This window comes from Mesorhizobium sp. M1D.F.Ca.ET.231.01.1.1 (assembly GCF_003999155.2).
GTDB lineage: Bacteria > Pseudomonadota > Alphaproteobacteria > Rhizobiales > Rhizobiaceae > Mesorhizobium.
Genome location: NZ_RZOZ02000020.1, coordinates 1 through 26807, shown reverse-complemented (window position 1 = coordinate 26807; position 26807 = coordinate 1). Strand labels below are relative to the sequence as shown.

The 26807-nt window shown below is 59.4% G+C and carries 27 protein-coding genes and 2 pseudogenes; 20 read left to right on the top strand and 9 right to left on the bottom strand.

Features of this window, described 5'->3' with window-relative positions; all coding sequences use genetic code 11:
- Positions 1 to 86 precede the first annotated feature (86 nt).
- The 5 genes from coxB (at position 87) to EN874_RS30910 (ending at position 5499) form a co-directional block, all read left to right on the top strand.
- Positions 87 to 1064 carry a cytochrome c oxidase subunit II gene (coxB, locus tag EN874_RS30930; RefSeq protein WP_245513788.1) on the top strand — a complete coding sequence of 326 codons (978 nt, stop codon included), beginning with the start codon at positions 87 to 89 and terminating at the stop codon, positions 1062 to 1064.
- Entirely contained in the window at positions 1061 to 3004 is a 1944-nt protein-coding gene (gene ctaD, locus EN874_RS30925) for a cytochrome c oxidase subunit I (protein ID WP_127428671.1), read from the top strand. The genes coxB and ctaD overlap by 4 nt, the downstream gene beginning before the upstream one ends.
- Positions 3001 to 3603, top strand: coding sequence for a cytochrome C oxidase subunit III (locus EN874_RS30920; RefSeq protein ID WP_127428670.1), 603 nt, complete (start codon positions 3001 to 3003; stop codon positions 3601 to 3603). Before ctaD ends, EN874_RS30920 begins: the two co-directional genes overlap by 4 nt.
- 1 nt (position 3604) lies before the next feature.
- Positions 3605 to 3946, top strand: coding sequence for a hypothetical protein (locus EN874_RS30915; RefSeq protein WP_127428669.1), 342 nt, complete (start codon positions 3605 to 3607; stop codon positions 3944 to 3946).
- 140 nt (positions 3947 to 4086) lie between these two features.
- Positions 4087 to 5499 (top strand): cytochrome c, encoded by a 1413-nt coding sequence (locus tag EN874_RS30910; protein ID WP_168247676.1) that lies wholly within the window; start codon positions 4087 to 4089, stop codon positions 5497 to 5499.
- Here the strand turns inward: EN874_RS30910 and EN874_RS30905 are convergent.
- The gene (locus EN874_RS30905; protein ID WP_127428668.1) at positions 5471 to 5875 is read right to left on the bottom strand and encodes a c-type cytochrome; all 405 of its coding nucleotides are present in this window, start codon (positions 5873 to 5875) and stop codon (positions 5471 to 5473) included. The two genes, EN874_RS30910 and EN874_RS30905, sit on opposite strands and share 29 nt — an antisense overlap.
- A 396-nt stretch (positions 5876 to 6271) precedes the next feature.
- Here EN874_RS30905 and EN874_RS30900 point away from each other — a divergent pair, with 396 nt between their 5' ends.
- Complete coding sequence (locus EN874_RS30900) at positions 6272 to 6748, top strand: ferritin-like domain-containing protein (protein WP_127428667.1); 477 nt, start codon at positions 6272 to 6274, stop codon at positions 6746 to 6748.
- Positions 6749 to 6773: 25 nt separating this feature from the next.
- A pseudogene (locus EN874_RS30895) lies at positions 6774 to 8350 on the top strand (FAD-dependent oxidoreductase).
- A 299-nt stretch (positions 8351 to 8649) separates the two neighbouring features.
- On the opposite strand, the gene EN874_RS30890 reads toward EN874_RS30895, so the two are convergent.
- Entirely contained in the window at positions 8650 to 8937 is a 288-nt protein-coding gene (locus EN874_RS30890) for a hypothetical protein (protein ID WP_127428666.1), read from the bottom strand.
- Positions 8938 to 9179: 242 nt separating this feature from the next.
- Between EN874_RS30890 and EN874_RS30885 the strand changes: the two genes are divergently transcribed.
- The 3 genes from EN874_RS30885 (at position 9180) to EN874_RS30865 (ending at position 11867) form a co-directional block, all read left to right on the top strand.
- On the top strand, positions 9180 to 9482 hold the full coding sequence (locus tag EN874_RS30885) for a DUF982 domain-containing protein (protein WP_127428665.1): 303 nt from the start codon (positions 9180 to 9182) through the stop codon (positions 9480 to 9482).
- A gap of 26 nt (positions 9483 to 9508) precedes the next feature.
- Entirely contained in the window at positions 9509 to 9793 is a 285-nt protein-coding gene (locus EN874_RS30880; RefSeq protein ID WP_127428664.1) for a DUF982 domain-containing protein, read from the top strand.
- Positions 9794 to 11321: 1528 nt separating this feature from the next.
- Entirely contained in the window at positions 11322 to 11867 is a 546-nt protein-coding gene (locus EN874_RS30865) for a group 1 truncated hemoglobin (RefSeq protein ID WP_127428661.1), read from the top strand.
- A gap of 195 nt (positions 11868 to 12062) precedes the next feature.
- Here the strand turns inward: EN874_RS30865 and EN874_RS30860 are convergent, their stop codons facing one another.
- Positions 12063 to 12305, bottom strand: coding sequence for a DUF982 domain-containing protein (locus EN874_RS30860; protein ID WP_127428660.1), 243 nt, complete (start codon positions 12303 to 12305; stop codon positions 12063 to 12065).
- 345 nt (positions 12306 to 12650) lie between these two features.
- Here EN874_RS30860 and EN874_RS30855 point away from each other — a divergent pair, with 345 nt between their 5' ends.
- From EN874_RS30855 to EN874_RS30845, 3 genes are all read left to right on the top strand, one after another.
- Positions 12651 to 12854, top strand: coding sequence for a CsbD family protein (locus tag EN874_RS30855; protein ID WP_127428659.1), 204 nt, complete (start codon positions 12651 to 12653; stop codon positions 12852 to 12854).
- Between the two features lie 562 nt (positions 12855 to 13416).
- Complete coding sequence (locus EN874_RS30850; RefSeq protein ID WP_168247675.1) at positions 13417 to 13902, top strand: GFA family protein; 486 nt, start codon at positions 13417 to 13419, stop codon at positions 13900 to 13902.
- Positions 13903 to 14208: 306 nt separating this feature from the next.
- On the top strand, positions 14209 to 14412 hold the full coding sequence (locus EN874_RS30845) for a KTSC domain-containing protein (RefSeq protein ID WP_127428657.1): 204 nt from the start codon (positions 14209 to 14211) through the stop codon (positions 14410 to 14412).
- A gap of 184 nt (positions 14413 to 14596) precedes the next feature.
- Here EN874_RS30845 and EN874_RS30835 read toward each other — a convergent pair whose 3' ends face one another.
- Entirely contained in the window at positions 14597 to 14788 is a 192-nt protein-coding gene (locus EN874_RS30835; protein ID WP_127428655.1) for a DUF3606 domain-containing protein, read from the bottom strand.
- 129 nt (positions 14789 to 14917) lie between these two features.
- On the opposite strand from EN874_RS30835, the gene EN874_RS30830 reads away from it, so the two are divergent.
- Entirely contained in the window at positions 14918 to 15793 is an 876-nt protein-coding gene (locus tag EN874_RS30830; RefSeq protein WP_127428702.1) for an RNA ligase family protein, read from the top strand.
- A 7-nt stretch (positions 15794 to 15800) separates the two neighbouring features.
- Here EN874_RS30830 and EN874_RS34975 read toward each other — a convergent pair whose 3' ends face one another.
- Positions 15801 to 16079, bottom strand: a complete 279-nt coding sequence (locus EN874_RS34975; protein ID WP_127428654.1) for a helix-turn-helix transcriptional regulator — start codon at positions 16077 to 16079, stop codon at positions 15801 to 15803.
- Between the two features lie 797 nt (positions 16080 to 16876).
- Between EN874_RS34975 and EN874_RS30820 the strand changes: the two genes are divergently transcribed.
- The 6 genes and pseudogenes from EN874_RS30820 to EN874_RS30780 all read left to right on the top strand — a co-directional run.
- On the top strand, positions 16877 to 17107 hold the full coding sequence (locus EN874_RS30820) for a hypothetical protein (RefSeq protein ID WP_127428653.1): 231 nt from the start codon (positions 16877 to 16879) through the stop codon (positions 17105 to 17107).
- Positions 17108 to 18274: 1167 nt separating this feature from the next.
- Positions 18275 to 18649, top strand: a complete 375-nt coding sequence (locus EN874_RS30805) for a DUF768 domain-containing protein (protein WP_127428651.1) — start codon at positions 18275 to 18277, stop codon at positions 18647 to 18649.
- Complete coding sequence (locus EN874_RS30800) at positions 18646 to 18873, top strand: DUF768 domain-containing protein (RefSeq protein ID WP_127428650.1); 228 nt, start codon at positions 18646 to 18648, stop codon at positions 18871 to 18873. Before EN874_RS30805 ends, EN874_RS30800 begins: the two co-directional genes overlap by 4 nt.
- A 67-nt stretch (positions 18874 to 18940) precedes the next feature.
- Positions 18941 to 19210 (top strand): hypothetical protein, encoded by a 270-nt coding sequence (locus EN874_RS30795; protein WP_127428649.1) that lies wholly within the window; start codon positions 18941 to 18943, stop codon positions 19208 to 19210.
- Positions 19211 to 21097: 1887 nt separating this feature from the next.
- Entirely contained in the window at positions 21098 to 21940 is an 843-nt protein-coding gene (locus EN874_RS30785) for a PRC-barrel domain-containing protein (RefSeq protein ID WP_127428647.1), read from the top strand.
- Between the two features lie 364 nt (positions 21941 to 22304).
- Positions 22305 to 22542, top strand: a pseudogene (locus EN874_RS30780) (low affinity iron permease family protein); the annotation flags it as partial.
- A gap of 107 nt (positions 22543 to 22649) precedes the next feature.
- Here the strand turns inward: EN874_RS30780 and EN874_RS30775 are convergent.
- The 4 genes from EN874_RS30775 to EN874_RS30760 form a co-directional block, all read right to left on the bottom strand.
- Positions 22650 to 23561, bottom strand: a complete 912-nt coding sequence (locus EN874_RS30775) for a hypothetical protein (protein ID WP_127428646.1) — start codon at positions 23559 to 23561, stop codon at positions 22650 to 22652.
- Positions 23562 to 23922: 361 nt separating this feature from the next.
- A complete protein-coding gene (locus tag EN874_RS30770; protein WP_127428645.1) occupies positions 23923 to 24918 on the bottom strand; it encodes a YihY/virulence factor BrkB family protein in 996 nt (331 codons plus the stop codon).
- Positions 24919 to 24933: 15 nt separating this feature from the next.
- Positions 24934 to 26037, bottom strand: a complete 1104-nt coding sequence (locus tag EN874_RS30765) for a flavodoxin family protein (protein ID WP_127428644.1) — start codon at positions 26035 to 26037, stop codon at positions 24934 to 24936.
- 480 nt (positions 26038 to 26517) lie between these two features.
- Positions 26518 to 26807: SDR family oxidoreductase (locus tag EN874_RS30760; protein ID WP_135882255.1), on the bottom strand; the 290-nt coding region annotated here is incomplete at its 5' end.

The following is a 26807-nucleotide window of genomic DNA, read 5'->3' as shown; positions in this document are numbered from 1 at the left end:
TTCAGATCTCATCCAGTAACTTTGTCGCCACCCTTCCGGGAAAGGCTGCGGGACAGGGCCTGAGAGGACCAACTGCTGCGTCGACATTGTTTCTGACGGGATGCAGCGACTGGCAATCGACGCTTCATGCGCATGGTGCGAACGCCCGAAAGATATTTGATCTCATCTGGACCTTCGGCGCGGTTGCCCTAACGACGTGGCTTCTTGTCATGCTGGTCCTGGCAATGGCGCTTTTCCGACGCCACTTGGCGGAGGTGCAGCGATCACCGCTGCAGATCGATTCTCATCAAGAACGCCGGCTGATCCGCGCTGTCGGAAGCGCCACGGCTTTGACAGTGGTGGTTCTCATTGCGTTGACGATAGGAAGTTTTTTTGCTGGCAAGTCGATCGCTTCGCTGAGCGGAAGCGAGACCGTCACCGTCCGTGTCACAGGTCATCAATGGTGGTGGGAGATACGCTATCCCAAAATCGATTCGTCGGAGGCGATCGTCACGGCGAATGAGATCCATATTCCGGTCGGCGAGTCCGTGAAGGTCAAACTCGATTCGCTGGATGTCATTCACAGCTTCTGGGTCCCAAGCCTTGCAGGAAAAAGGGACCTTATCCCGGGTCGGTCGAGCGAACTGACCCTCATCGCCGACAAGCCCGGCATCTATCGCGGTCAGTGCGCCGAGTTCTGCGGCTACCAGCATGCCCATATGGCGATCACTGTTGTCGCGGAAAGCCGCGAAGCGTTTGACGCCTGGCGATCCAGGCAAGACACCGACGCCGTCACGCCCATCGCCGATGAAGAACGCCGCGGCCAGGCGGCTTTTCTCGGGACTGGCTGCGCGCTCTGCCATACGATTAGGGGCACACCTGCCAGTGGAACGGTCGGACCTGACCTGACTCATGTGGCTGGCCGCCGCTCACTGGCCGCGAATACGCTTGCCATGACGCCGGGCGCCCTTGCTGCGTGGGTTGCCGATCCTCAATCGATAAAACCTGGCGCGAAAATGCCGCGCATTGCCCTTAGCGCCGACGATCTCAACGCGGTTGCTATCTATCTTGGAAGCCTTGAATGAGTGGCATTCGGGAAAAGAGGGCAGAGCGAGTACAGGAAGGGGGGCCGAAAGGCATTCGCGACACCAGCCTCGACGAGGTGAGGCTGCGCGCTCTGCTCGCACATGCCTGGCGGACACCAAAAGGGCTGTATGGCTGGCTGGCCACGGTCGATCATAAGCTGATCGGCCGGCGCTATGTCGTGACGGCTTTCTTGTTTCTCATTTTTGCGGGTCTGTCGGCACTCGCCATGCGCTTTCAGCTCGCCGCGCCCGAGGCTGGCCGTATAAGCCCAGACTTCTACAATCAGCTCTTCACCATGCATGGCACGACGATGATGTTTCTGTTCGCCGTGCCGGTAATGGAGGCGTTCGCCGTATACCTGGTACCGCTGATGATTGGCACGCGCAACGTGGCCTTCCCCCGCCTCAATGCCTTTAGCTACTGGATCTACGTTTCAGGCGGGATGATGATTTGGATAGCATTCGCCTTCAATACAGGCGCCGATGCCGGCTGGTTTTCCTACGTTCCGCTCGCCGGACCGGATTATGGCATTGGCAAGCGCCCGGACTTTTGGGCGCAGATGGTGACCTACACGGAAGTATCGGCTCTAGCGGTTGCCGTCGAGATCATTGCGACGGTATTCAAACAGCGCGCCCCCGGTATGACGCTCGATCGCATCCCGCTCTATGTCTGGTCGGTGCTGGTCACGGCCTTTGTCATACTGTTCGCCATGCCGGCCGTGATGGTCTCGAGCACAATGTTGATCCTCGACCGGCTTGTCGCCACCAAGTTCTTCGATTCAGCCGCGGGAGGCGATGTGCTGCTCTGGCAGCATCTTTTCTGGTTCTTCGGTCACCCCGAGGTTTATATCATATTTATTCCAGCGACCGGCTTTGTCTCGGCGATTCTGCCCACCTTCGTCCGCCGCCCCGTCTTCGGCTATCTCGGGATCGTGTTGTCGCTGATTGCAATCGGCTTCCTCTCTTTTGGACTGTGGGTGCATCACATGTTCGCCACGGGTCTGCCGCAGCTTGGCGAAAGCTTCTTCACCGCCTCCTCGATGATGATCGCCATCCCGAGCGGCATCCAGATATTCTGCTGGATTGCGACGATCTGGGGTAGCAAGCCCATCTTTGCCACACCGCTCCTTTTCGTGCTCGGCTTCATCTTCACCTTCGTCATCGGCGGCCTGACGGGAGTCATGGTCGCCTCGGTGCCGCTCGACCTGCAAGTGCACGACACCTATTTTGTGGTCGCGCACTTCCATTATGTGCTTGTCGGCGGCGCTGTCTTTCCCCTACTCGGTGCCGTCTACTACTGGTTTCCCAAGATCACTGGCCGCTTGCTTTCGGAGCGGCTCGGCCACTGGAATTTCTGGTTTGTATTCGTCGGCTTCAACCTCACCTTCTTCCCGATGCACATCCTCGGGCTGCAGGGCATGCCGCGCCGTGTCTACACCTATCCGCTGGAAAGCGGCTGGGGCAGCGTGAACCTCTTCATCAGTCTTTCATCACTGGTTCTGTTCGCCGGCTTCGGGCTCTTCTTCCTGAACATGCTGCTCAGCCTTCGGAACGGCCACCTCGCCGGCGACAATCCGTGGGGTGCGAGCACGCTCGAATGGGCTGCGACATCGCCGCCGCCGTCCTATAATTTTCCGCACTTGCCGGTGGTGACTCATCGCGATCCACTTTGGGCAGAGCCCGACACACTCCCAGTTATCGTGGGTTTGCGCGTCGATGCGCGCGAAGTGGTGGGCGGCACGGTTGCGGACGCTGTGCCGCAATTGCGCGTGCCATCGGCTGACAATTCGATCTGGCCTCTGCTCTCAGCGATCGCTGTAGGCGGTACATTCTTCGCCTCAGTCTACACGCCATGGGCTGTGGTGTGGGGTGCGATTCCGGTCTCAATCGGCTTCATCTGCTGGTTCTGGCCGAAGGGCGATCCGGAGGACGAGGAATGAAAAAACGCCCTGTCGTCGACGTCAGCCACCTCCCCACATATGACTTCGGCGCGGCAAGCCCGATGTGGTGGGGTACACTCGCCTTCATTGCCCTTGAAGCAGCCGGTTTCGCTCTGGCGATTGGCACCTATTTCTACCTGGCTGTCCTGGCCCGGCACTGGCCGATTGCGGCACCCGCACCCGATCTCGCGCCGGGCACGGCAATATTGATCATTCTGCTCGCTAGCGTTGTCCCCAATCATATAGTCGACCGCTGGGCTAGACAGCACGACCTTCAAAAGGTCCGCGCCGGCATGGTCGTAATGACGATCGTCGGGATTCTTCCCCTGATCGTGCGTATCTGGGAATTTCCCGCGCTTCACATCTCATGGGACCAAAACGCCTACGGTTCGATCGTTTGGTTCCTCCTCTCTCTGCACACATCACATCTTCTCACCGACGTCGGAGACACGATCGTACTCGCTGTCCTGATGTTCACGCAAAAGGGCAAGGCCGGCCGCCGCCTCAGCGACGTGTCGGACAATGTATTCTACTGGGACTTCGTAGTCGCCTCGTGGGTGGTGCTCTATCTCGTCATCTATTGGACGCCGAGGATGTGATATGCAGGCGATCCGCAATGGCATTTCCTGGGCCGGCTTTGCCAGCGGGCCAACCGCTTGGGCAGTGTCGCTGCAGCTCGACTATGCGATTGCCGACTGGCAGTGCCATGCCGGCTTTCGTCCCACGGCGCTGTTCTCGCTGTTGGCTGCCGCCGCCGCGTTGGCAGGTACCCTGCTGTCCTGGCGCGCGCTCCGCCACGCCAGCTACGGCACAAGCCCGCCTCTGCAGGCGCGCGCGAGGCGCTTTCTCGCCGGAACCTCGGTCGGCATCGGAGCGCTGTTTGCACTCGCCATGCTCGCACAAATGGCGGCCGGGCTGATCTTCAGTGGGTGCGAACTGTGACTGTGCCGGGATGCCTGCGGCCGCCGATCTGCTGCCAACGGCAGTCGCACTGGCCCGCGCAAGGGCCGGAAACCGTGGGCACCGGCCTGAGCCCGCCCCGCCCTATGCTGTACGGCGGGCTCCTCGGCTCCAGTTCTGCCATGCTTCAGGCTTTCGCAGCCTCCGTCCTCCGGCCCATCGCTGCCAGCTTGGCATTGTTGGCCCTTTGCAGCGAACTGTCAGCAAATGAAATCCAGAAGGGTGAATATCTTGCACGAGCCGCCGACTGCGTCGGGTGCCACACCTCCAACCCAAGTCGACTGTTTGCCGGCGGCTATCGTGTGCCGACGCCCTTCGGCGATGTCTATTCCACTAACATCACGCCGGAGCATGACACAGGCATTGGGGGCTATTCCGAAGACGAATTCGTGCGAGCCGTCCGGGAAGGCGTAAGGCGCGACGGGACCGATCTTTATCCGGCCATGCCGTACGACAGCTTCGCTAGAATGAGCCGCGACGACGTGCTCGCGATTAGGACCTATCTCCTTGCGCAAACGCCGATCATTCAGCCACGGCCGCGAAATACCCTGCCGTTCCCATTCAACCAGCGCTGGGCGCTCAGGCTGTGGAAACTCGCGAACTACCATCCCGGTAGCTTCACGCTGGATCGAAGTCGAACCGAGGCCTGGAACCGAGGGGCCTATCTGGTAGATGTGCTCGGCCACTGCGGTGCCTGCCACACGCCGAGGAATGTGACATTCGGCGAGGATGACGATCACAAGCTCGCCGGCGGTGCCGCGGGCATCTGGCAGGCCTTTAACATCACCGGCGACAAGACGGCGGGCATCGGCGGCTGGAGCGACGACGAGCTATCTCGCTTTCTCAAGACAGGCGCCGTGGCTGGAAAGGCTTTTGCCAGTGGTCCAATGGCGGAAACGGTGATGAATAGCCTGCAACATCTTTCGGATGACGACATCCGCGCCATCGTCGCCTATCTCAGGGACGTCCCTCCCCGATCCGGAGACGAGCAGCAGCCCCGTTTCTCATGGAGCGGGACGATTACGGCCAGCGCTGCCGAACCCGGCAATGTGGCGCAAGGTAGCACCCACACGGCGGGCGATCTTTACGGATCCCTGTGTTCGGGTTGCCATGGATTGAATGGTAGCGGGTCGCCAGACTCTTCCTATGCCACGCTGACCCACAACAGCACCCTGGGCGCGGCCACTCCAGAGAATGTCGTCATGACAATCCTTACCGGCGTCAAGGCGGGCGACGTAGCAGGTCGCAAATCGATGGCTGCATTCGCAGATTGGCTGGATGATGGCCAGGTGGCGAGCCTTGCCAACTATGTGACTGCTCGTTTCGGAAATCCGGAACTCAGCGTGACGGCAGCCGACGTGCGCCAGATGCGAGCAGGTTCGACAACAGAACAGACGGTCAGCCTCCTGGCCGGCCAGGCACTGGTGATGACCAGTGCCGGTTTATCGCTCGGCTTGCTCCTTCTGCTGGCAAGATGTTCTCGCCTTGCAGCCCGTCTTTCCGATTTCATGTCCGCGCATAGAGATACGCAGTGATGTCGCGCGCCTCCTGGGGCGACAGGTTGGTGTTCGGCATGGCCGTTTTCGGATCGACGTCCCGTGCCTTGCTGATCCAGCGCATCATCGCATCGGTAGAAGTCCGGCCGCCGCGTCCGGCAATGTAGGCCCGTTCTGCAACACCGCTCAAGGACGGGCCGACACTCCCATGAGCACCGGGCACACCGGGAATTTCATGGCACCCGCCGCACCCGTGGCGGATCATTGCCGGAACAGCACGCTCGACATCGCCGCCGACTTGCTGCGAGACGGCGGTTTCTCGCGAAGTATCGCTGCGGATAGCCCCCGTGGTGCCGGCGACTAGAATAACAGCGAAACCTGCGGTTGCGCATACCACCCACCAGGCCGTTGACATAGGTCGCCGCCGATCAGAAGTCTTCGGTCGTGTCCCTTTCCGCCTCTTCGCCATTTATCTCGCCTGTTATTCTGAGCACGTGGATGCAACTTCGCCGAGGCCAGATCGGCGCATGCACCAAATGACCAGGCAAAAACTGACACACAGCAGCATTGTTCCCGGAAACGGTTCGCCAACGGCAAAAAAAGAACGCAGGGTCGTCAGTGCGACCCCCTCTCAATGTGTTGCGAAAACATTCGCAGCGTCATTCGCCCGATTGGTGGACCTTACCCACTGATTTAGGACGAGGCGCCGATCGCGACCCAAGCCCATTTGGAACAGGCGCTATTGCCCCGCGTTGTTCTGGAGCTTGTCAGGAGCGCCTCGACGGGACTTTTCACGAAAGACATCAAGACGATGGATGATCTGTTCCTACATGTGCTGCAGGACATCTACTATGCTGAGGAGCAGATCCTGAAAGCGCTGCCCAATATGGTCGAGAAAGCGACAAACCGCGACTTGACTGCGGCTTTCAAGAGCCATCTCGAAGAGACCGAGAGACAGGTTCAACGCCTCGAACAAGCTTTCGAGCTGATTGGGGAATCGCCGAAAGGGACCGCTTGCCCAGCGATCGACGGCATCATCAAGGAGGCGAAGGAGATCGCAGGAGAAGTTGCTGAGAAGAAGGTGCTCGATGCCGCGCTCATCACCGCAGCACAAGCCGTCGAGCACTATGAGATTGCCCGATATGGAACGCTCATCGCCTGGGCTGAAGAGACCGGCAAAGACGCGGTCGCGAAGCTTTTGGCTACAACCCTCACTGAAGAAAAAGCGGCCGACAAGAAGCTAACCACGATCGCCCAGCGGAAAGTCAATCAGAAAGCTGCTCGCTGAGTATCGGGGGACCGAGAGTTAGAGCATGAACGCGCACGGCGAACATACCCGGTCTCTCTGGACGAAGGTGGAAGTTGATCCCGCCGCTCCAATTTTCTCGGGGACGCAGAGTTGCGACACGATAGTCATCGGATCCGGAATTGCAGGACTGTCCGTGGCCTACGAACTGACCGCCATGCGCGAGACCGTTGTCGTGATTGATCGCGGCCCCATTGCCGCCGGCATGACGTCGCGAACGACAGCCATCTCGCGCCGATTTGCGACGACGGGCTGGGTGCACTAATCAATATTCGCGGTGAAGAGATGGCTCGACTTTTCCAGCAGAGCCAGGAAGCGGCGGTCGCCCGTCTTGAGGAGATCGTCGGCGAGCTGGGCATCGATTGTAATTTCCGCCGGCTGGATGCCTTCCTGTTTCCCGCGATGGGTATTCGGCCGAAAAACGCCCTCAATCAGCGCCAGGAGGAGTTCGATGCCGCGCGAAAGATAGGGGCAGCTGCTAAACTCGTGACCGGTGTGCCGCTCAAAGGCTTCGAAAAGGCGCCCGTTCTTCGTTATCCGAACCAGGCAACCTTCCACCCGCTGCGGTATCTTCGAGGACTTGCCGCGGCTATACGCGAGAGGGGCGGTCTTATCTTTGCCAACAGCACCGTGGTGGCGCTTGAGGAACTAGCGGAAGGCGGGGTGCGCGTCTCCACTGAGAACGGCGGATCGATCGCGGCATCACACGCCGTCGTTGCCACCAATTCGCCGATCAACAATCGTTTTCGCTTGCACACAAAGATGTCGCCATACCGAACGTACGCCATGGCCTTCACTCTGCCTCATGGCGATCTTCCAGATGCGCTCTTCTGGGACACTGGCGATCCCTATCACTACGTCCGGATAAACCCAGGCCCCGGCTCGGTGGACTATCTCATTGTAGGTGGCGCTGACCACAAATCAGGCGAAGCTGATGACGGCGACATCCGGTTCGAAGCGATCGAGGCATGGATACGCTCGCTAGTGCCAACTTTGGGTAAAGAGGTAACGCGATGGTCCGGACAAGTTCTCGACACGATTGATTATTGCGCCTTCATCGGTCTCAACCCCGGCAGCACATCGGTCTATGTCGTCACTGGCGACTCCGGACAAGGCATCACGCATGGCGCGCTTGCCGGACTTCTTTTGAAGGATCTGATACTGGGCGAACCTAATCCCTGGAGCGAGGTCTATGAACCTTCGCGCAAAACACCTTCCGGCGCTGTCAACTATGTTCGAGAAAACGCCCCGGTGGTGGCAAATCTTGCCGGATATCTGCTGCCCGGCGAGTTGAAGTCGCTCGATGAACTCTCCGACGGTCAAGGCGGTATTTTGAGAGATGGAATACACAAAATCGCCGCCTGCCGCGACATGGCGGGTAACGTCCACCTGCATTCGGCCGGCTGTACGCACGCGGGGTGCGAAGTCGCCTGGAACTCGACAGAGCAGTGCTGGGACTGCTCTTGCCACGGATCACATTTCGGCCCGGATGGGGCTGTTTTGAACGCCCCGCTGTGCTTCCGCTGCAGACAATCGACTTTCCGGGGCGGGAGTAAGCCGACATCGTATTCCTTCAGGAATTGAAGATGATCGCGGCCGACAAAATGGGCCGAAAGCAACCCCCCAAAGATCGCATGCCGTTGCGTTATGCTGGGCTGTGTCCGGACGACGCAACAGTCCTGAACATGAGTATTTCGAGGCCGAACCGTGAGCAACGAACAGACACGTAATTCCGAAACCCCACGGAGCCGACTTGCTGCTTGAGCCAGCAAGGCCTGGCGGTCACCCAACCGGGCGCGGAACCGGCAAGTCAAAACCGCGCTCCCGGCAAGAAAAAGGCGGACCATAAGTCCGCCTTCATCTTGCATGGCTTGGAGACTGAGTTAGCCGCCCATCTTCTTTGCCATGGCGCAGAAATCTGCGTGCGCCTTGTTAAGCGTGGTATCGCCGCAGTCTTTCAACACCGCTGTTTGTTCATCGGGTTTCATTGCCTTCCATGCGGTTTTGAAATCTGCTTCCGACTTCAATGTTTTCATGCCGGCATCGGTGAAGAAGGGCGACATCTTGGCCGGATCGTCGAGTGCAGACGTGCCTGTGGCGGAACCCGCCAACGCAGCACCACTCATCATTGCGAGCGCGATGGCGCCCATACTGAGCATTTTGATGTTCATCGGAATACCTCCCTTGGTCGACGTAGCGACCGTATACAAAAACGTGCACCTGCTGGGCTCGGTTCCAGGTCGCATCAAGCGGCTGAAATGAAGGATTGCGCACTGCGTTCCAGCTGCTGCCAAGCGGTTCCGCAGGCCCTCTTGACGGTCAAAATCGACAAACCCATATCGACCGCGGGCGCCGACCGCTGTCGGTCTCTGCCTATCCCGAAACTTAATTGTTCGTTCGCTTGGAGGAAACAATGAACGATCGGATCTTCGACAGCCCTGTTTTCGTGAAGAGTGGCAACAGCCTGGTCCAGGAAATCGCCTGCCTCGAAGACGCCTTGGAATTTCTCTACGAGTGGCCGAAGCATAAACGCGGTCCAATTTATCAAACTGCCCTTCGTGCATGCCAAAGAGCATTCGACAGCGGCTATCCGCTGACGGCGGCGCGGAGCGCTTTTTGCGGGTTTGCGAAATCAGCCAGAATCCTCGAGGAGGTGACCGCTCCATTGCCCTGGATGACCGGGAAGAGCGGTCATGGCGGTGGGCTGGCCGCCTGACGTTATCGCGGAGAAGGAGATTCGCGATGCTTTCCAAGCCCTTTAAGACGCCCATCCGCGTTTGGGTCGGATTGGGCTTCGCGAGCCAATTGAATACTGTTGTCGACGCCTACCAGTTTGCACTCGATTGGTGCGGCAACAGTCCCGAGCAAAGAGCCGCCATCCGTGCTTGCAAAGCCGCGTTGATCGGAGACATCGAGCCCGAAACGGCAAGAGGTGTTTTCGTGGCATTCGCGCGCAAGAAGGACATCCTGATCGAGGATGGAGCAATCCGTCTCGCCGTGGGAAAAGGTCGACCGACACATGTTTGACATCAAAACGAGGCGGCGGCTACGCCGCCTCACCCGACCGCCTCAATTCCAAATTTTCACGAGCTCCACTGATAGCAAAGGAACCGGCGATTAGAGCACCTTCCGGCGAGGTCCACGCCGGCCGCTATGACAACGATTGCCAAGACGCTTTGGCTTCCCGTCTTGACGATCTGCTTGATCAAGCGCAAGCCGCCGGATGGAACCGGATCCGTGCAGCGTCTGCGCTGATGTATTTGGCAGCAAGGCGGCTCCGAGGCGCTTGATGCTTTGGCTTTTCCAGCCACCCGCGGATTTCCGCAGCCGCTCTAGCTGGGTGATGTGTTCTGGTTGCGCCTTTTGAAGCTCCTGCAGGAGGTTAGCGCCTCGTCCGTAGGGTGACCGTCGTCAGCCAGCTTGTCGATAAGCTTTCGCTGCCGCTCGATGCGCTCTTCGCCTTCGCAGACGTCGCGCTCTGCCATTTCCAAGAGGGTTTCACTGCTTGGCATAGCAGTTTAGATGGTAAGCAGATTCTCGCGTTTTTTTGTAGGGACCACGAGCAGCCCGGCCAGGTTATCCGAGGTTGACACAGATTTGCCGGTCGAGCCGCCCAGTATGGCTAGAGTTGCCTGTTCCTAGCCTACTCTTTCAAGTTCCGCCGATAACTTGTCGGGGCCAATCACGCCCGTCTCAGCTTTACGCCGCACTATTCGGTGCTATTGAAAGCGATTGCCACAATTCTGTTTCGCCGGCAAAGCCGTTCTGGAAACCTTCGATGACCTCGCAGGCGAGGTGTTCCCTTTGTTCCCCGTCTTTAAGGCGAAGACGACGCTCCTGGCATAGCCGATCGAATACCCTCTGGAGAAGTTCCAGGTCGTCCGGCAAGAACACGCCGCTGCTACATTTTGTAAAAGGCATGACGCTTTCCCTCCCTCGGGTCAGGGCGAAAGCGTGGTCTACTCTTTCAAGCGTCCGCTTGCCTCTATCCGGTACGGACGACCGGAATATGATACACCTGAAAGATGTTGGGTCCGAGTCAATTCGCGCCGGACTGAAGTCGTACGAAAAGCCCGTCGCCGGAGTGATAAATGACGACGGGCTTAGTACCTTCACGCCGGACCTAAAGAGCGGATACACGACGATGCTCTAATAAGCGCGACAGCCGGGATTGGTTCCAATTTTACGAACTGGGTTTGTCGCCTAATCGCGGTCGTGAAAGTCCTGCATGGTCGCATGGCGCAACTTGTGCTCGCCGCGGAGGAATCTCACCATGCCGGTGATGCCCAGGCTTCACCCATTAGACGTCGGAACCGGCGTCGGAGCCGGACACTGCCGCCTAACAGCCTTGGCCTGCTACACGCGCTATGCGGGGGTCCCGAGAGCGAGCCAGCTCTCGGCGTTCGCCCGCTGACATATCCTGGCGCCGGTAGGAATATTTCGGGCGGGGTCTCGTTAGTTCCTCATACGACGCCATTTAAGGCAAAGTGAATATGTCTCCAAATCACGCGAAGCCGCCAGAGCGGCTCGTTCTGGCCTGGCGGAGGAACCAGAGATGAAAACGGATGTTTCAACCTCTCTTTCAAGACAAAGCGTCGTCGCAGTGCTAGCGGCGGCCGCTTCAACGTCCCTATTGCCCGCCGGCAATGCGCTGGCGCAGACCAGGCAAACCACGCCCGAGAAGAGCCTCTATGATCGGCTGGGCGGCGTGTTCGCCATCGCCGCGGTGGTGGATCACTTCAGCGACGCCGTCGTGAGGAACCCCATCGTCGGCAAGAAGTCCAAGAATCCGCAACTGCGCAGATGGCACACCAAGAGCCTTGAACGGCTTCCTGGCCTCAAATTCATGCGCACGCTCTGGGTGTGCGATGTTTCCGGTGGCCCCCTCAAGTTCGTGGCCACGAGGCCGGGGGCGACGCCGCTCGGCCTCGAGGAGGCCCACCGGAACCTGGAGATCTCACCTGCGGAATTCGACGAGGTCGCGGCGGAGCTCGGGCGGACGCTCGATCACTTCAAGGTTCCGAAGGCCGAAAAGACCGAGGTGCTGGAAGCCTTCGCCGCGCACAAGGACGAGGTCACCGCCGGCTACAAAAAGGGCTAAAACAGCCCACGCGTAATACGGCTGTGGACGTTGCGGACAACCGATTAGGAGTCCGGGATAGTGCTTCGCAGCAGGCGGACCCCAATGCGGTGCAAGACGCTTGCTGATCAGGGATACCTAATCGGCAGCGGTTGAAGACGCTGAAAAATTGGTTCCTGGATTATTTCCGACAAAGACCTCGAGCTGGGCAGGGCCCTAGTCGGACGGGAACAACATGTCGGCCTCCTTGGCCGCAGCCTCAAAAGCTTTTCGTACTATCTGCGAGTCGATCGGATCGCCCTCCAAAGCAGACTGGCAAAGGGTCATTGCCTTGTGCCACCGAGGACCACGTTTTGACCATTTGCGGAGTTGCTCGGCGGCTTCTTTTACGTGATTGACCCCATGGCGTAAGCCCGGCCGGTCGGTCCTCACATAGATCGGAGAAGAGAAGCACCGCATTGCTAACCCACAAATTCAAGGCTCAATGACCGCCGGCAGACTTTGTTGCAGCCTCGCGCCAAGTCCTGGCCATTGCGCCCGATGCCAAACATTCCGCCGTCTCACAAAGGATGATCTCTCTCGATCTCTCAATTTGGAAGCCCGCCCCGGGGGAGAAATCCGAGGCGGGCTGGATCGGGTTCTGGCCACCCGTCCTTCGGCGCGCCCTTCACAGAGGAATGCGGGGGAACTGCGCGCGCCATACTGCAGCAACAACATTAGCGACGTCTAAATGTTCCCTCGCCATGTTAGGAACCTCGGGGCAGTGCCGCCGTTAGCTTCCAAGCAAATGAAGGAGGTGGCACCATGGATTGGAACCGCGTCGAAGGAAACTGGAAGCAGGTCAAAGGCAAGGTCAAGGAACAGTGGGGCAAGCTCACCGACGACGACCTCGACCGGATCGCCGGCAAGCGCGACCAGCTGGAAGGCATAATCCAGGAACGCTACGGCATCGAGAAGGACCGCGTCCGCCGTGACATCGACGAATGGGCGAGCCGCCAAGGCTGGTAGCGTCCGCCCTGATAGGCGAGCCGCAGCCCCTCAAGCCGGGCTGCGTCGAAAGCCAGGGATTTTTGTGAATCGATGGCCAAGAAGAAATCGAGACAGGCTTTGTCCGCCATTGCCGTGGCCTCTCGAGCCGAGGCTAGAGAGGCCATTTATTTTGCCCGCAAGTGCGGCCTCACCCCCGAAGAGGCGCTACGGATAATGCGCGAGGCGGCGGCGGGGTTCAGGTTGCGGAAAAAGCGGAAGCGCTAGGCAGCCGGGCTACAGAGCTGGGCGTTCGGGCGGCAGGCTCCGATCAAGGAATCAATTAGCTATTCATCCTCAATGTCCGCACCAGCCGGGTATTTCCGTCTAATTGTCCAGCGGCCGCCCAGTTGATTTTCTGAAAGGAAAGCGGACATGGTCAGAGATGGAAATAGATTTCGTAAACGGCGCTCGGCAGCGCCTCGTTCGCACCTACGAAGGGTTGACGAGCACGTGTGGCCAAGAGGGTCTAGTCATGAGTTCTGAACATTCCAAAACCGAAGCACTAAGCATGGAGCACACTTCGACGATTAGGGGCCGGTGCATGTGCGGGGACATCCGCTACGAAATCATCGGGCCGATGTTCGACGTGGTGCATTGCCACTGCGAAAGTTGTCGGCGACACGGCTCGAGTGCTTTTGCGACATTTTTCAGTATCGATAGGAATGACTTCCGCTATGCCCGAGGAACGCCGGTGATCTACAAGTCATCGCGCGGTGTCGAGCGCACGCATTGCGGGCGATGCGGCTCGCCGATCTCCTACGAAAATGACCGGGAGTTCTCGATCTTTGCCTGCACGCTGGAAGATCTGATGCTGGTGAAGCCGCAGGCACATATCATGGTCGGCGAGATGCTCCCCTGGCTTGACTTCGCTGACAACCTACCCTGCTTCGAGAAGGGGCTTCATGGCAGTCCGGCCATCAGCCATGGTCCTTCCGATCTGCGGAAGCTCGGCGTCGGAACTGTTAGAGCCAACAGTGATGAAACCAACGCGGCCAGGGATGAATTTTCCAAGAAGGGCGCAGCCTGATCCAACCTCACCAGCAATGCCTCCTGAACATCCACGGAGGGTGAATCGGCCGGCTTTGTCGGCTTGCAAACCAATTTCGGCGCTCGATCCCCCCGAAGATCGACGCATCGCGTGAAACATGTGGCGGCAATGACAGCTTCGGATTGCGCAGTCAAACCAAAACACGCCCGCAGGAATTATCGACGCGCAACGCACTTCGCACGCGCTCGATGGAAAACCAAATTGCTATCGATCTCTGCTGGCAGGTCGGGCGGCATACTGATCTAGCGAATAGGAACACGTCGGCTGCCTGCATGGTTTATTGTCATGCCGTCGACCCTGATACGCAAGATAGAGTACGATCCGGACAGTCGGATACTCTCGGTCTGGTTCGTGGCCACCGACAGACTCTATGAGTTTGAGGACGTCCCGCCAGAGACCTTTGCCGCGTTGCGATCAGCCTTCGCCAAGGGCCGATACTTCAACAGTCACATCCGCAACCGTTTCCGGTATCGTCGAAGCGATACCTAATGACGGCGGGTGTCAATTTCTAACCGATCGTGCACGGGCCTATCGTGCCATATCACTTGCCTGAGATCCCGCATATCGACCGCCTGCCCGCAGATCGGACACGAGTAAAAGTAGTCGGCTTCATTCTCGAACGGGCCGCCATTGCGCTTGTCAATGATCAATGGGCCCAGGTCAAAATGCTTTGTCACCGTGCGCCCAGCGCCTTGGCTTCGCGCTCCAGCGTCTCCCGGTCCTTGCCGTGCTTCTTGATGAGTTCCCGGACCTCGGGAATTGTGAGACCGAACTTACTGGCGAGATACCCTACCTCGTATTCCTCGTCACCTGCGACGCGGTCGCGGTCGCGAAAATCTCGCTTGGTCTTGTCGTCGTCCGTCATGGTTGCTCCTCCTGGTTAGAAGGAACAGCGAACGAGGCGGAACGTTCCCTTCTCGCTTTTTAGGAATAGCTAATGGAACGCTTATGGATCTGCGATATTGATTCAAATTCGAGTTGCGTGGGGTTCCCAATGCGTAAGCCTGCTGGCGGCGCCCGGCTGTCCTTCATTCGTCCGATGGAGCCCGAGCTGGTTGAACAGCCGCCCAGGGGCGACGAATGGAGCCACGAGATCAAATTCGACGGCTACCGCACCCAAATGGTCAAGGATGCCGACGGCATCCGGCTCTACACAAAGACCGGCGTAGACTGGACGATGAAATATCGGCCGCTTGCTGAGGAGGCCAGTGCATTCGATGCGGAAAGCTTCATCATCGAGGGTGAAGTGATCGTCACCAATGAGGCCGGACTGTCCGCCTTCCACGCGCTGCGGTCGGCCATCACCAGACGGCCGCAAGACCTCTATCTAGTCGCGTTCGATCTTCTTCACCTCAACGGCCACGATCTGCGCGATATGGCGCTGAAGGATCGGCGCGAAGTCCTCCAAGCCCTGATCCCTGCCGCCGGCCATGTTCAATTCAGCGAGGCCCTGCCGGGCGCCGGCGACGCCGTCTACCATTTAGCCTGCGAAGCGGGCTTGGAAGGCATCGTCTCTAAGCGGGTGAACAGCGTCTACCGCAGCGGCGCGACCATGAACTGGCGTAAGGTCAAATGCTTCATCGAAAAGGAAATGGAAATCATCGGCGTGAAACGTGAGACCGGGAAGCCGGCCATGGTGCTGATGGCGGACAAGGGTCGATATATGGGCGGCGCATTCGTCACCTTCAAAGCCGACAAGCGGCAGGCTCTATGGGATCTCGCGCAGGGCAAGGCTGGCGCCCCGGCACCGAAGGGCTTGGCGAAGGAGAAGGCCGAATGGCTCACACCCGGCCTGCTGGGCCGCGTGAAGTTCCTGAAGGGCGAAGAGAAGCTTCGCCACGCCTCATTGAAGGACTTTTGGGAGCAGTAGACCCTAGTCAAGCAGTGTTGCCACCGCGCGCGTTTTGCCTCTGCCGGCGGCGCCAGTCTCTGTTGTCGGTGGCGACCGCGCTATTCTGACCCTCAGAGCGCCCAAGAGATGGGCTCCCTTCTGCGGTGAAGATAATTCCCGCTCCCTCCATCCTAATCCCGTTTTCAAATTCGACGATCGTCGCTTCGCTAAGATTGGACTTGGCAGCGAGTCGCACTCGCGACCAGTTCAACAGAACTCGTGCGGCTCTTACTTGTTCTGCGGAGAGTAAGTCTTGGCTGTCCATAGGGCCTGGAACATTCAAGGTCCCTAAAATGTTCCGGCTATCAGCCAGCCTTGCCCACCGACGGCCTTGCGCGGGGGCACCACATACCGCCCCACAAGCCGTAGGGTGTCGGTATTCACCGTTCGTAATTTTTGCCGTCACCACTGGCAATCGATATGCGGCCGGCGCTTTCGTTAAGCGTGTGCTAATGGAACTTTCGAGCGGTTACCATATTGGACTATGCCCGGCGCGACCAGTTCGCGCCAATGTTGGGAGGCCTGGAGCCCGTTCCGATCCCTCCGAGCGGGCTCTTGCCACCCCAGACAGCCCTTCGACCTCGGCGCGTCCGACCTCGTCTTGGAACGGCCTGACCCTGCATCCTCACTTTACCGAGAATAACGCGGCAAGAAACCAGACGCCGGCACGGGCCTTTCTGTCTATTGCCTCAATTGAAAGGAGTCCGCGATCTTGGACGTAGCTGAACTGGTGCGGCGGCTCGGCCCCAACCAGTCCTGCATGCAATATGACCTCGTCAACGTCATGTGTTGCTGAGGATGTCGCAAGGCTGGCCGGAACGATCGACAACTGCAGTTTACAAACCTCGCGAGGACGCTGAGCTAAACAGCACACCCACATGGCGACCGGGTATTTGTGCGACGGAACGCACCGATCTGATCCGACGCGAGCGCTTCGGACTACAGTCCTACTCCCAGTGGTCACATTTCAGGCGTAGGCTTCTCAAGTCGTCCGCATCCAGTAGAGGCGCGGACGCTTGGAGCTGCCACCAGTGTCCTTTTGCCCGAAGAGGGAGGCAAGCAATGTTGCCATACGGAATAGCGGATTCCGCCCAACTCGACATTCTGACGAAAGCTTTGAACGACTACTGCACGAGGCATCCCGTCGAGTGCCGACACGAATACGACCGCGAACAGATTGCCATCAAGGTGATGAGCCTTTTCAGGCGAGGCATTGAAGACGCCGACCAGCTCTCGGAGGAGCTTGAGCGGGTAGCTCTAGCCACGGAGAAGCTGACGGGCCGGGACGGCTGACGCCGGCTATGATCCGCCGCAATGTCGAGCCCCGAATACCCCTGGAATGGCAGAGCGATGTACGAGAGGGCGCTGAGCGCATTACTCGCCGGCGGGCGCTGATCGTTAGAATGGCCGGCCGAAAGACGAAACCCAAATCTTTCTGCAAGAGCTTCAAGCGGCGCAACTGGAGCATACCGCACATCTGAAGCGCCTTCGAGGCTAGTCCGGCTCCGGCCTCGGCTGCACCAGTCCGGCATCGACGACGTCCGGCAAATGTGGGTGAGACCTTGATCGATCCCGTAGTCATTGCATCCGGCGGCAAGAGGACCACCATCTTTGCTTCGCGCTCCGGCCATAGCGGTTTGCCGACCACGAAGAACGCGACTGCCAGAGAGCACATTAAGAGAAGGGCGGCGATGACGTTCGCGATGATTTCGCCAAGCTGCATATTTCTTCCGGTTGCTTGTGCTTTTCAAAAAGAGCCAGCTTGTCGGCGTACCTAGGTGAAGCTTGGTCTCGCACGCGGCACAACTGAAGGTGCTTATCGTCTTGAACCAGCGGCCGTTCTTGACAATCGGATGCCCGCACGCTGGACACTCGAACTTCATGGCGACGTCGAGCAATTCGTTGGATATTGGCACTGCCCTGCCTCACCGTTTGTATTTTCATTGATGCCGGCCACCTCGCAGGAAATGGCCGGCATCATCCAACCGACGAGAAGGGACTGATTTCCGTCGGTTCCGCCCTCAATCAAACAGGGGGCTATTTGTTTCGCCGCAAGACCAATGCGTTAGATCTCCGACTTCAGTCGCATTGCGGCCCTAGGCCATAACAGAACGGATCTGGCTCCACGTTGGTCACTATATCGAGCCCCTGCCAAGTGGCGGTTTCAATGTACGCGCCGGGTCCAGGCCCCGATACTTCATCCCAAAGAACCGCGTCGTAGAGAGCGAAGACATATCCGCTGTTTCTTTGCGCCCCGTACGGAGGCCAGCCGATAGGCGATGTACTAAAGCGCGTCGCTCTGAAAGGCGCATTAAGTCCTTGTTTTGATGCATGTCGTTGTCCCAAAACCGCGTACACTTCTGGGCGACATGCATTAGGATTCCGGGATGTGGTGTAGCTGGCGGCATTGGTCGAGCTGAGAAGCCGGGAACATAAGGGGGCGAAGGTGCTTATCCGCAGATGAGCACGCGCGGCATCAATTTCGTTGACCGATGGATGGCAGAACACATCCCGAACGCAATGACCGATGACCCGGCGGCGGTGAGCGATTTAGCAGTCGAGATGATAAAGGCGGCCCATCAAGAAGGCATTCCTGCCGATGAGATCAACGAGGAGGTGGACAGCGTTTTTGAGGTGATCTTCGAGGCGATGCAGCACCGCGGAGGTAATCTGGCGGAAAGCGATCAGGCTGTTCTTGATTTGCTGGCGACAAGATTGGCTAAGGAGGCCAGCATCTCCGAAGAGCAAGCCCGCGAGCTGGTCCAACTGGTCGGAACCGACTGGAACTCCCTGCTTCGGGAGGCCCACTTCCTCAAAGAGCGGCATCGATTATGAGCGAACGCGGGGCAGAGTTCTTTGGAAAGTGGATCACCGATAACGTGCTGCGCGGCAGCGTAGGTGCGGACATCATTTCTGTAGCGGAGCTGACGACCAAGCTGTTCGCCGATGCGAAGGCCGCAGGTATTTCCAAAGATGAGATTGAAGAGGAAATCGGCAGTGCCTATGAGGCGATTCAGGCTGCGATTACTGGCCCCAGAGACGTCGAAGAATCCGATTGACCCCTTGGCAAGCGATCGGCGATCAGGAATATAATCCTCCCGGTGCGGCGACCCCACGAGGATCGCCATGACGATGAAATTTCCATTCACCGAAGACACGCTCGGCAAGAAGCTGGAGGCCGGCACGGGCCTTTCGGTCGATTGCCTCACCTGCAAACGGAAGGCTGCGCTTGACGTCGCCGAGTTGGTGAAGCGGTTCGGCCCTGATCAGCCATGCCTGCATTGGGACATGGTCAAAATCATCTATTGCCATGAGTGCCGCGCCGCCGGCCGCGACGACCGGAACCTGCAGTTCACTAACTGCGCGGTAGCGCCGGACATGCGGCGCCGCCGTTAGCAGGTTCAGTCTGGTCCATTCGGGACGGGAACATGTCCTAACGTCCTCTCTGGGAAATCCGTCACGACCTTAAAAGGCTGAGCATGGCCGATTTGGCATTCGTTTTAATTATTCAGGGCTGGCGGGCTCCTGGCGCTTCTTTCCGCAATCGCCTGCGGATTCGCAAAACTCGTGGAACACTATGGCGACGTTGGCGATCGGTCCCTCCGTGTGAGCAATTGTCTGATTGCCCCGGCCCGAACACGCCGCCTCCACAGCCCGAGCCTAAGACCGCTAACTGAGCAGCATATTTCGCCTCTCATTTTTCGAGGGCGCCTGACTAGCGAGTTTTGCCGGCGGGAGGGCAACTGAGCTATAAGTGTCTCCCGGCGCGCATCATCGCCCGCGCAATCGCCAGATCGGCCTCGGCGTTCTCCTTCTGGTCATGTTGTCGGCGGCAATCGGCCGGCGCAGCGACCGCATATCTCGCCGCGATTCCACCCCTGCAGCCGTACGACGGGATCGGAACCCCTCACACGTCCATCAGGCGCCGCACGGTCGCGGTGATAGCTCCCTCTCGGCGATCTTGAGCCCCTTGCCATTGCTAAAATTCTGGCGCGAGCGGCGACGTCGTCCAGCGATGCTAATATTTGTCATCTCTAATGGAACAATCGGATAAGCAGCGGGTTGTGGCAGCACGCGACCGCACTCCTCTTTCTCTCTTTCTGGGTGTGGCCGCTCTACTCCGTAACAACGGTAAGCCCCGTCGCCCTTTGCCCCATAGTGGCGACGGGCTTGCTAAGTTCAAGGCGCGTTAACTTGATTGCTGCGTATCGCCATGGGGTAGCTCGGTTTGCGGTCCTGTGTCACCGAGTTGAGAAGCGAACCGAATAGCGAGGCCCGTTGTCCCATCTTGGCGATGACGACAACGGGCCTAGTTCACCGGCCCAATTCTCTCTTGGCAATGGCGGTCAGGAATGATCTTCCCGGTGTGGCGACCCATTTAGGACCGCCATAACAATCAAGTTTCCACACACGGAAAACACGCTTGGCAAGAAGCAGCAGGCCGACATAGGCCTTGGCGGCAGACTGCCTTACCTGCGAACGGTACACCGCGCTTCACGTCGCTGCTAGTGCGGCGTTTCGGGCCGGACCATGCTTGCCTTCCCTGGGATCTGGTCAAAAAATCCTATACTGCGCGAGTGCCCCGCGGCCGGCCGCGATGGCCCGAAGTTTGCATTTCATAGGTCGGCAAGAACAGGACTAGCGGCTCAAGGCCGCCACCGGGGTTTGACCCTCGGTCGCGGCAAACTTTCACACGGATTTGCGGCCAATCTGGCGATTCGCCAATCTGTTAGCCACAGAGATTTCTCTCTCATTTCCAGTGTCGCATTTCGATCGTCATCAGCTGCCGATCGGTCTTTCATTGAGGCAATCGCATAGTCGGCTCTGTTCGTTCGATAGTCTTTTTCTTGGACAGACATCGTTTTCCTCCCGGTCCTCGGGCATCTCCCTCCTTTAGCCTGGACGGAGTCACTAGCTGCCGATGCATCGCCGGAGTCTACAAATTGTGGATTGTATTAAAATGATACAAGCACCCATCTCCGGATTCGGCGCGGCACCTCGTTTGGCTTAAAGCAGAGCCTTAACCAGCATCCCTGTTGGCGATGTCCACCCACGAAAAAGCGCTGATTTTGACATGGCGTGCAGGATCGCTTGCCAGGCAAAGGCAGTGCGCTCAAGGCCGCTCCGACGGGCCACCTGAGCGTCCCGCTGGGACTTCGGTCTATTCCGACTGGGACCGTGGGCCCAGGTGCGGAACGTAAGGCAATCGTTGCCGTTGCTCGAAAGTGACGCCGGCAAAACAACGGCAGTCCATCAACCAGGCAGCTCATAAGGAAATCTACGATGATCCGGAAAATATTGGTGACCGCGGCGGCCACTGCGCTGTTGTCGACTGCGCTCTGCACCGCCCAGGCTTACGCCGAGGACAAGACCAAGCCCGCTTCCCAAGCCGCGGTCGTCGCGCCCGTGACCGATGGAAGCCTCGTGTCCAAGATTATGGGCGCGGCTGTCTATGACAGCACGGCAGATGACGCGGCGAAGATCGGGGACGTCAATGACATTGTCCTCGACAAGGACGGCAAAGCCAAATTGATCGTCATCGGGGTCGGGGGATTCCTCGGTGTCGGCGAGAAGAATGTCGCCTATGATTTCAGCAAGATCGAATGGGTCGACAAGAAAGGTGAGCGCTGGCTCGTCGCCAAAACCACGAAGGAAGAGCTTCAGGCTCAGCCTAACTTCGACACCAAGGCCTATGATACCGCCAACACCCAACCCGCCACCAGTACAGCCAATCAAACGGCTGCTGCCAAGACGGACCAAACTGCGACGGCCTCCATCGACAAATCAACGTTAACCGCGATGCCGTCCGACAAGATCAGCGCGGCAAATCTGATCGGCACCAATGTCTATGGCGCGGACGATGCGAAGGTCGGCGAAATCGGCGACGTCATCCTGACCGGCGACAAGAAGGTCGATGCCATCATCGTGGACGTCGGCGGTTTTCTCGGCATTGGCGAAAAGAAGGTCGCCGTCGGTATGGAGAACCTCAAGTTCATGACCGACAAAAACGGCAACCGCTATCTCTACACGAATTTCACCAAGGACCAGTTGGAGGCACAAACGGCCTACGACAAGGGCACCTACGCTCAGAACCGCGACAAGCAGCGCATCATTGTCAAGCAGTGAGGTCGAAATGCGCTCGCGCCGGTGTGGCGCGGGCGTTGCTCAACATAGGGAGAGCGACCATGAACAATCTTATCTGGCTCGTAGGAGCAATAGTCATCATAATAGCCATACTGAGCTTCCTCGGCCTCCGGTGATCTCTCTGGAAGCCCGAAGCAGATGCGAGGGGCCCTGGATTGACTGATGACCGGTCGGGTCCGCGGCTCACCAGCAGCCGCAGTTGCGGTCGATCTCGCGCGGTCGATGTTGACCTTGCCGGCCCTGTGGTTTCACGCCAACGGCACCAACTTTGCCAGCGCGCTGGAAAGTGACATTGCGCGTGACCCAAGCACGGAAGCCTTCTTGAAGTCTGCTGGCTCGTCGCTCATTCCACTACTCAGACACCTGGCAACTCGTCATCAACACCGGCACCACGATCATCACCTCCCTGATGCTGTTCCCGATCCAGAAAACGCAGAACCGCGACGGCGCCGTCCAGGCCAAGCTCGACGAGTTGATCCGTTCGGGCCATGCCAAGAACGACTTCATCGGTATCGAGCATTCTCACGGAAGCCGAGGTCGACGAACTCCGCGCTCGCTGCGTCAAAGCCAAGGAAAGGCGTTGAGCGGAGACGCCGTCCGCCAGCTCGAGCGCTGGCTGGAACAAGGTGAGCGGTTCGGTTTTTCAATCAAACCAAACCGCTCAGGGGCGGTAAGATTACGAGTGAGGCTGTCAGCCGCGAACAAACAGTGCCTCGTCTTCGTCGCGTTGCTTGCCACCAAGCGCTGCCGCGACACTGGCGATGAAAGCGCCCACGATCATCGACAGAGCGCCGACCAGCGCGAAAGTGGCACTTGCCTTCCTGGCTGTATCCACGGCCGCCTTCGCCTTGTTCTTGGCATCGTCGACGGCCGCGAGCACGGTATCTACGCGCTTGGCGGCATCGGCCTCCGAAAGCCCGGTGCGGGATGCGACCAGTTTCGCAAGATAGGCCTTATCGTCGGCCGAGACTCCGCCCCTGGCGGCGCTCGCCACCAGGATGCGCGATGCCTGGGCGGTGGCGGCGGCGTCGTTCTGCCCGGCCGTCGCCGCGGCGGCGGCATCAGCCGGACGGAACAGCGTGTCGACGAAATAACCCACGCTGCTGTTGTCGGTTGGACCGGTCGCTGCACTCGCGGCCGCAGACGTAGCACCCGCCGCCGCACCCGACGCAACGTTGGACGCGGCCTGCACGCCGGCGCCGATCGTCGCTGACAAGGCGGAGCCAAAAACACCTGCGACGAGCAGCGTTGCCAGTGCCCAGGCAAGGAACCCGTGCGCGGTGTCGCGGAAGGTGACTTCATCGTCATGAATGCCGACCCATTTTGCCCGCAGGCGGCCGGTGAGATAGCCACCCAATCCGGCCGACAGCCACTGCACTACGACCAGCCAAACCGCGGCCGAAACGGCGAAAGTAACCGCCGATGCGCTTGCGCCGGTCCAGGGTGAAACCATGGTCAGTCCAAGTCCGGAGCCGACCAACATCAGGACCACTGTCAGGGTCGATGCCGCGAAAGCACCCGCGATGATCGGGCCCCAGCTCACGGCGGATAACGAAGATTCCTTTTTGCCGGAAACTTCCACCTCTGTAACTGCGGAGTTCATGTGAGGCTCCTACCGTGCGAACAACAAGAGCAGGATGATGATCGGAATTGGAACTCCGAGCAGCCAAAGCAATATACCGCGTCCCATTGCAGCCTCCTATATTTCTGAGACGAAATACCAATTCCCGGCACTGGCTTTCGTTCCAGAGGTTTTATTGATTGAAATTAAGAATGAGGTGGACCGATTTATTTGTTGTCATATGTCAACGCTTCGCGCCCTGCCTGGCAGGAGCGCGAACTGATCGGATATCGCCGGCCCCGGCCTCTAAAGGCGGTGCCGCTGGAAAGCGAAACTTCAAAGCAGTGTATTAGTTCCACGTTAAGTACGATGGCCTCAAGTTAAGCTGCTGGGACAGGGTTGCTCAGCGCCTGCGCTGCCAGAATTCCGAGACAAGCATGGTGATCAGACTGCTGGCGACGATCCATATGGCGACCTCGCCATCCGAAACGCCTGGCTTGAATGAACCGGCTGATCTCTCCGTATTACTGGCGGCCGCCGCCACCACCGGCGCAAGGTCCTGCCGGCTGCCGCTCCGCACCGAATAGGCGCGGGTGATTTCGGCGCCGAAGAGGAAGATCTGGGTCGAGTAATAGACCAGCACGACCATCAGCGCACCGGCGGCGCCGTAGGAAGTGGCGATCGCGCTTGTGCCGATGTACCAGCCGATCAGCGACTTGCCGATGGTAAACAGCAGCGCAGTGACCACCGAACCAACGGCGACGTCGCGCCATTTCAGCGTGCGATCCGGCAGGACCTTGTAGATCGCGGCGAAGAGCAGCGCGATCAGCACGAAAGAGACGACGGTATTGACGGCGCTGACGATCAGCTCGCCGAACGGCAGGTGCCGATTGATGAGTTCGCTCAGCGCCGAGATCGCCGTGCTTGCGGCGAGCGACACCAGAAGCAGAAAGCCGAGCGCGGCCACCAGGCCGAGGCTCGCCGCCCTCGCCCGCACCAGGCGCGAGAGCGACATGCCGTCCGGCTTGACCTTCCAGATCTCGTTCAGCGATTGCTGCATCTCGCCGAAGACGCCCGAAGCGGTGATGAGCAACGCCGCCAGTCCGATGAAGGTGGCCAGTGTGCTGGAGCCGCGATGCGCGGCGGTCTCGATCGTCGCCTTGAGCAGGTCGGCGCTCTGCGGCCCCATCACGCCCGCGAACTCGGCCGAGAGCGCGAGCTGGGCGGCGTCGTTGCCGATGACGATGCCGGCGATCGCCACGACAATCAGAAGGATGGGCGCCAGTGAGGTCGTTGCGTAGAACGCCATCGCCGCGCCATGGCTGAGCGCATTGTCGTCGAGGTAGCCGGTGGCGCTCTGCTTCAGCAGAATCCACGCCTCCTTAAACCAGCGCCGCATGTGTTCCACCCTCAGCTATTTCGGGCGCGGATCCTCGAGCCCTGTGCCGATCGTCGGGAACGACCCGGTCCGGCGTTTTTCGACCGCCTCCGCAAGCGCCAGCGCGGCATTGCGGACTTCGGCCTGCACGGCGCGATCGGCGTCGAGCTCGTCATGGCTCGTCGCATAGGGTTTCCAATAGCCGATGTAACGCTCGAGCTCGGCAGTCTCGCCCACCGGATCGAGCTTCATCGAGCGCAGCCAGTCGGCGAGGCTGTGGCGCACTGTGCCCGCACCTTCCGTATCGCCATGCACGATGACGGAGAACAGGCGGCCGGCGAGATGGCGCGGATAGTGCCAGCCGGCAAGCTCGACCTGCTTGGCGAGCGCGGCGTCCTTGCCCTGGGTCAGCGAAGGATCGGGATTGCCGCCGTCGGCGCAGACAAGCCGGTCCATCATCAGCTTCACCGGCGATGAGGTCTGGTACCAGTTGACCGGGGTGACGATCATCACGCCATGCGCCTCGACCCAGAGCGGATAGATCTCGTTCATCCAGTCGTTCACCTGGCCTAGCGAATGATTGGGGTAGCAGGAACAGGGCCAGTGGCAGAGCGCGGCCGCCGTCGAGAAGCAGGCTTTGCAGGGAAAGACCCTGCGGCCGTACTCGGAGGCGAGCCGTGCGAGGTCCAGCACCTCGACCGAGAAGCCCGGCCTTGGCGCAATTGCCGCGCGCGCCAGCTCGACCAGGCGGAAGCTTTTCGACATCTCGCCCGGACAGGTGTGCTCGCTGCGCGACGAGCCGTTGACGATGAGGATGCGCGACGGCGCGGCCTTGTCCTCGTAACGGCCCTGTGCCGCCACGACCGCCTCATGCGCCGCGATCCATTCGAGCGAGAGGTCGTAGCCGGGATCGTGAAAACCCGCCCCTGCCTTTCTGGTCACCGGAGCCTTGCGCTCTTCGCTGTACGCCTGCCATGCGATCTCGGCCAGTCTGTCGATGGCATGCGCCTCCGGCCGGAAGGCCGGATCGTAGAACTGCCTCAGATAACGTTGCTTGAAATCGTTTTCCCCGAGACGTGGGCTCGGCATTCCCTTGCGCGGCTCAGGGCCGGCCTTGCTGGAGTCTGCGTTCTTGATCATGCGCCTCGCCCGAACTGAGCGGCCGGGTGGGACAGAGCTGACTGCGTTTGGCCAGGTGTGAAGCCGGAGAAACCAAACCATGTTCTCTTTGCCACCAGGGCCGGCTAACGGCCCGCTGAGGTCAATTCGGCGCAGGCCCGATGGTTCCGCGCTTCGGGGCCGCGGACATAGCGGGAGGCTTGTCGGCTCGTGTCCCAGGCAGCAAAAATCCGCCCCGACGGCAATTTTGGGAGGTAGTTCCGTGTCCGGGCTACACAGCGGTAACTCGCCTGCTCCCAAAAGTTTCAAGTCATGCCAATCCGGCCTTCTAGTCCTCGATCCGCGGATTCTCCGGCTGGTTGCCGGCCTGCGCCGCTGCGCTCATTCCGACTGCAGGACAATGAGGAAGCCAAGAAGCGGGACGAAGCCAAGATGTGGGCCGAAGCCAGGAAGTGGGGCGAAGCCAAGAAGCGATTTCTGCATTGGATCCTCCTCATGGGTTCAGTAACCCCCGATGATCGGCAGGATCTCGCCGGTGATGTAGCTCGAGCATTGCGGCGAGGCCAGGAACACATAGGCCGGCGCGATCTCCTCCGGCTGGGCGGGCCGCTTCATCGGCGTCTTGGCGCCGAACCGCGCGACGTCCCCGGCCTCCTTCTCGGATGGGTTGAGCGGCGTCCACACCGGGCCCGGCGCCACAGCGTTGACGCGGATGCCCCTGCCGATGAGGTTGCCGGAGAGTGCCCGCGTGAAGGCGTGAATGCCGCCCTTGGTCATCGAGTAATCGATCA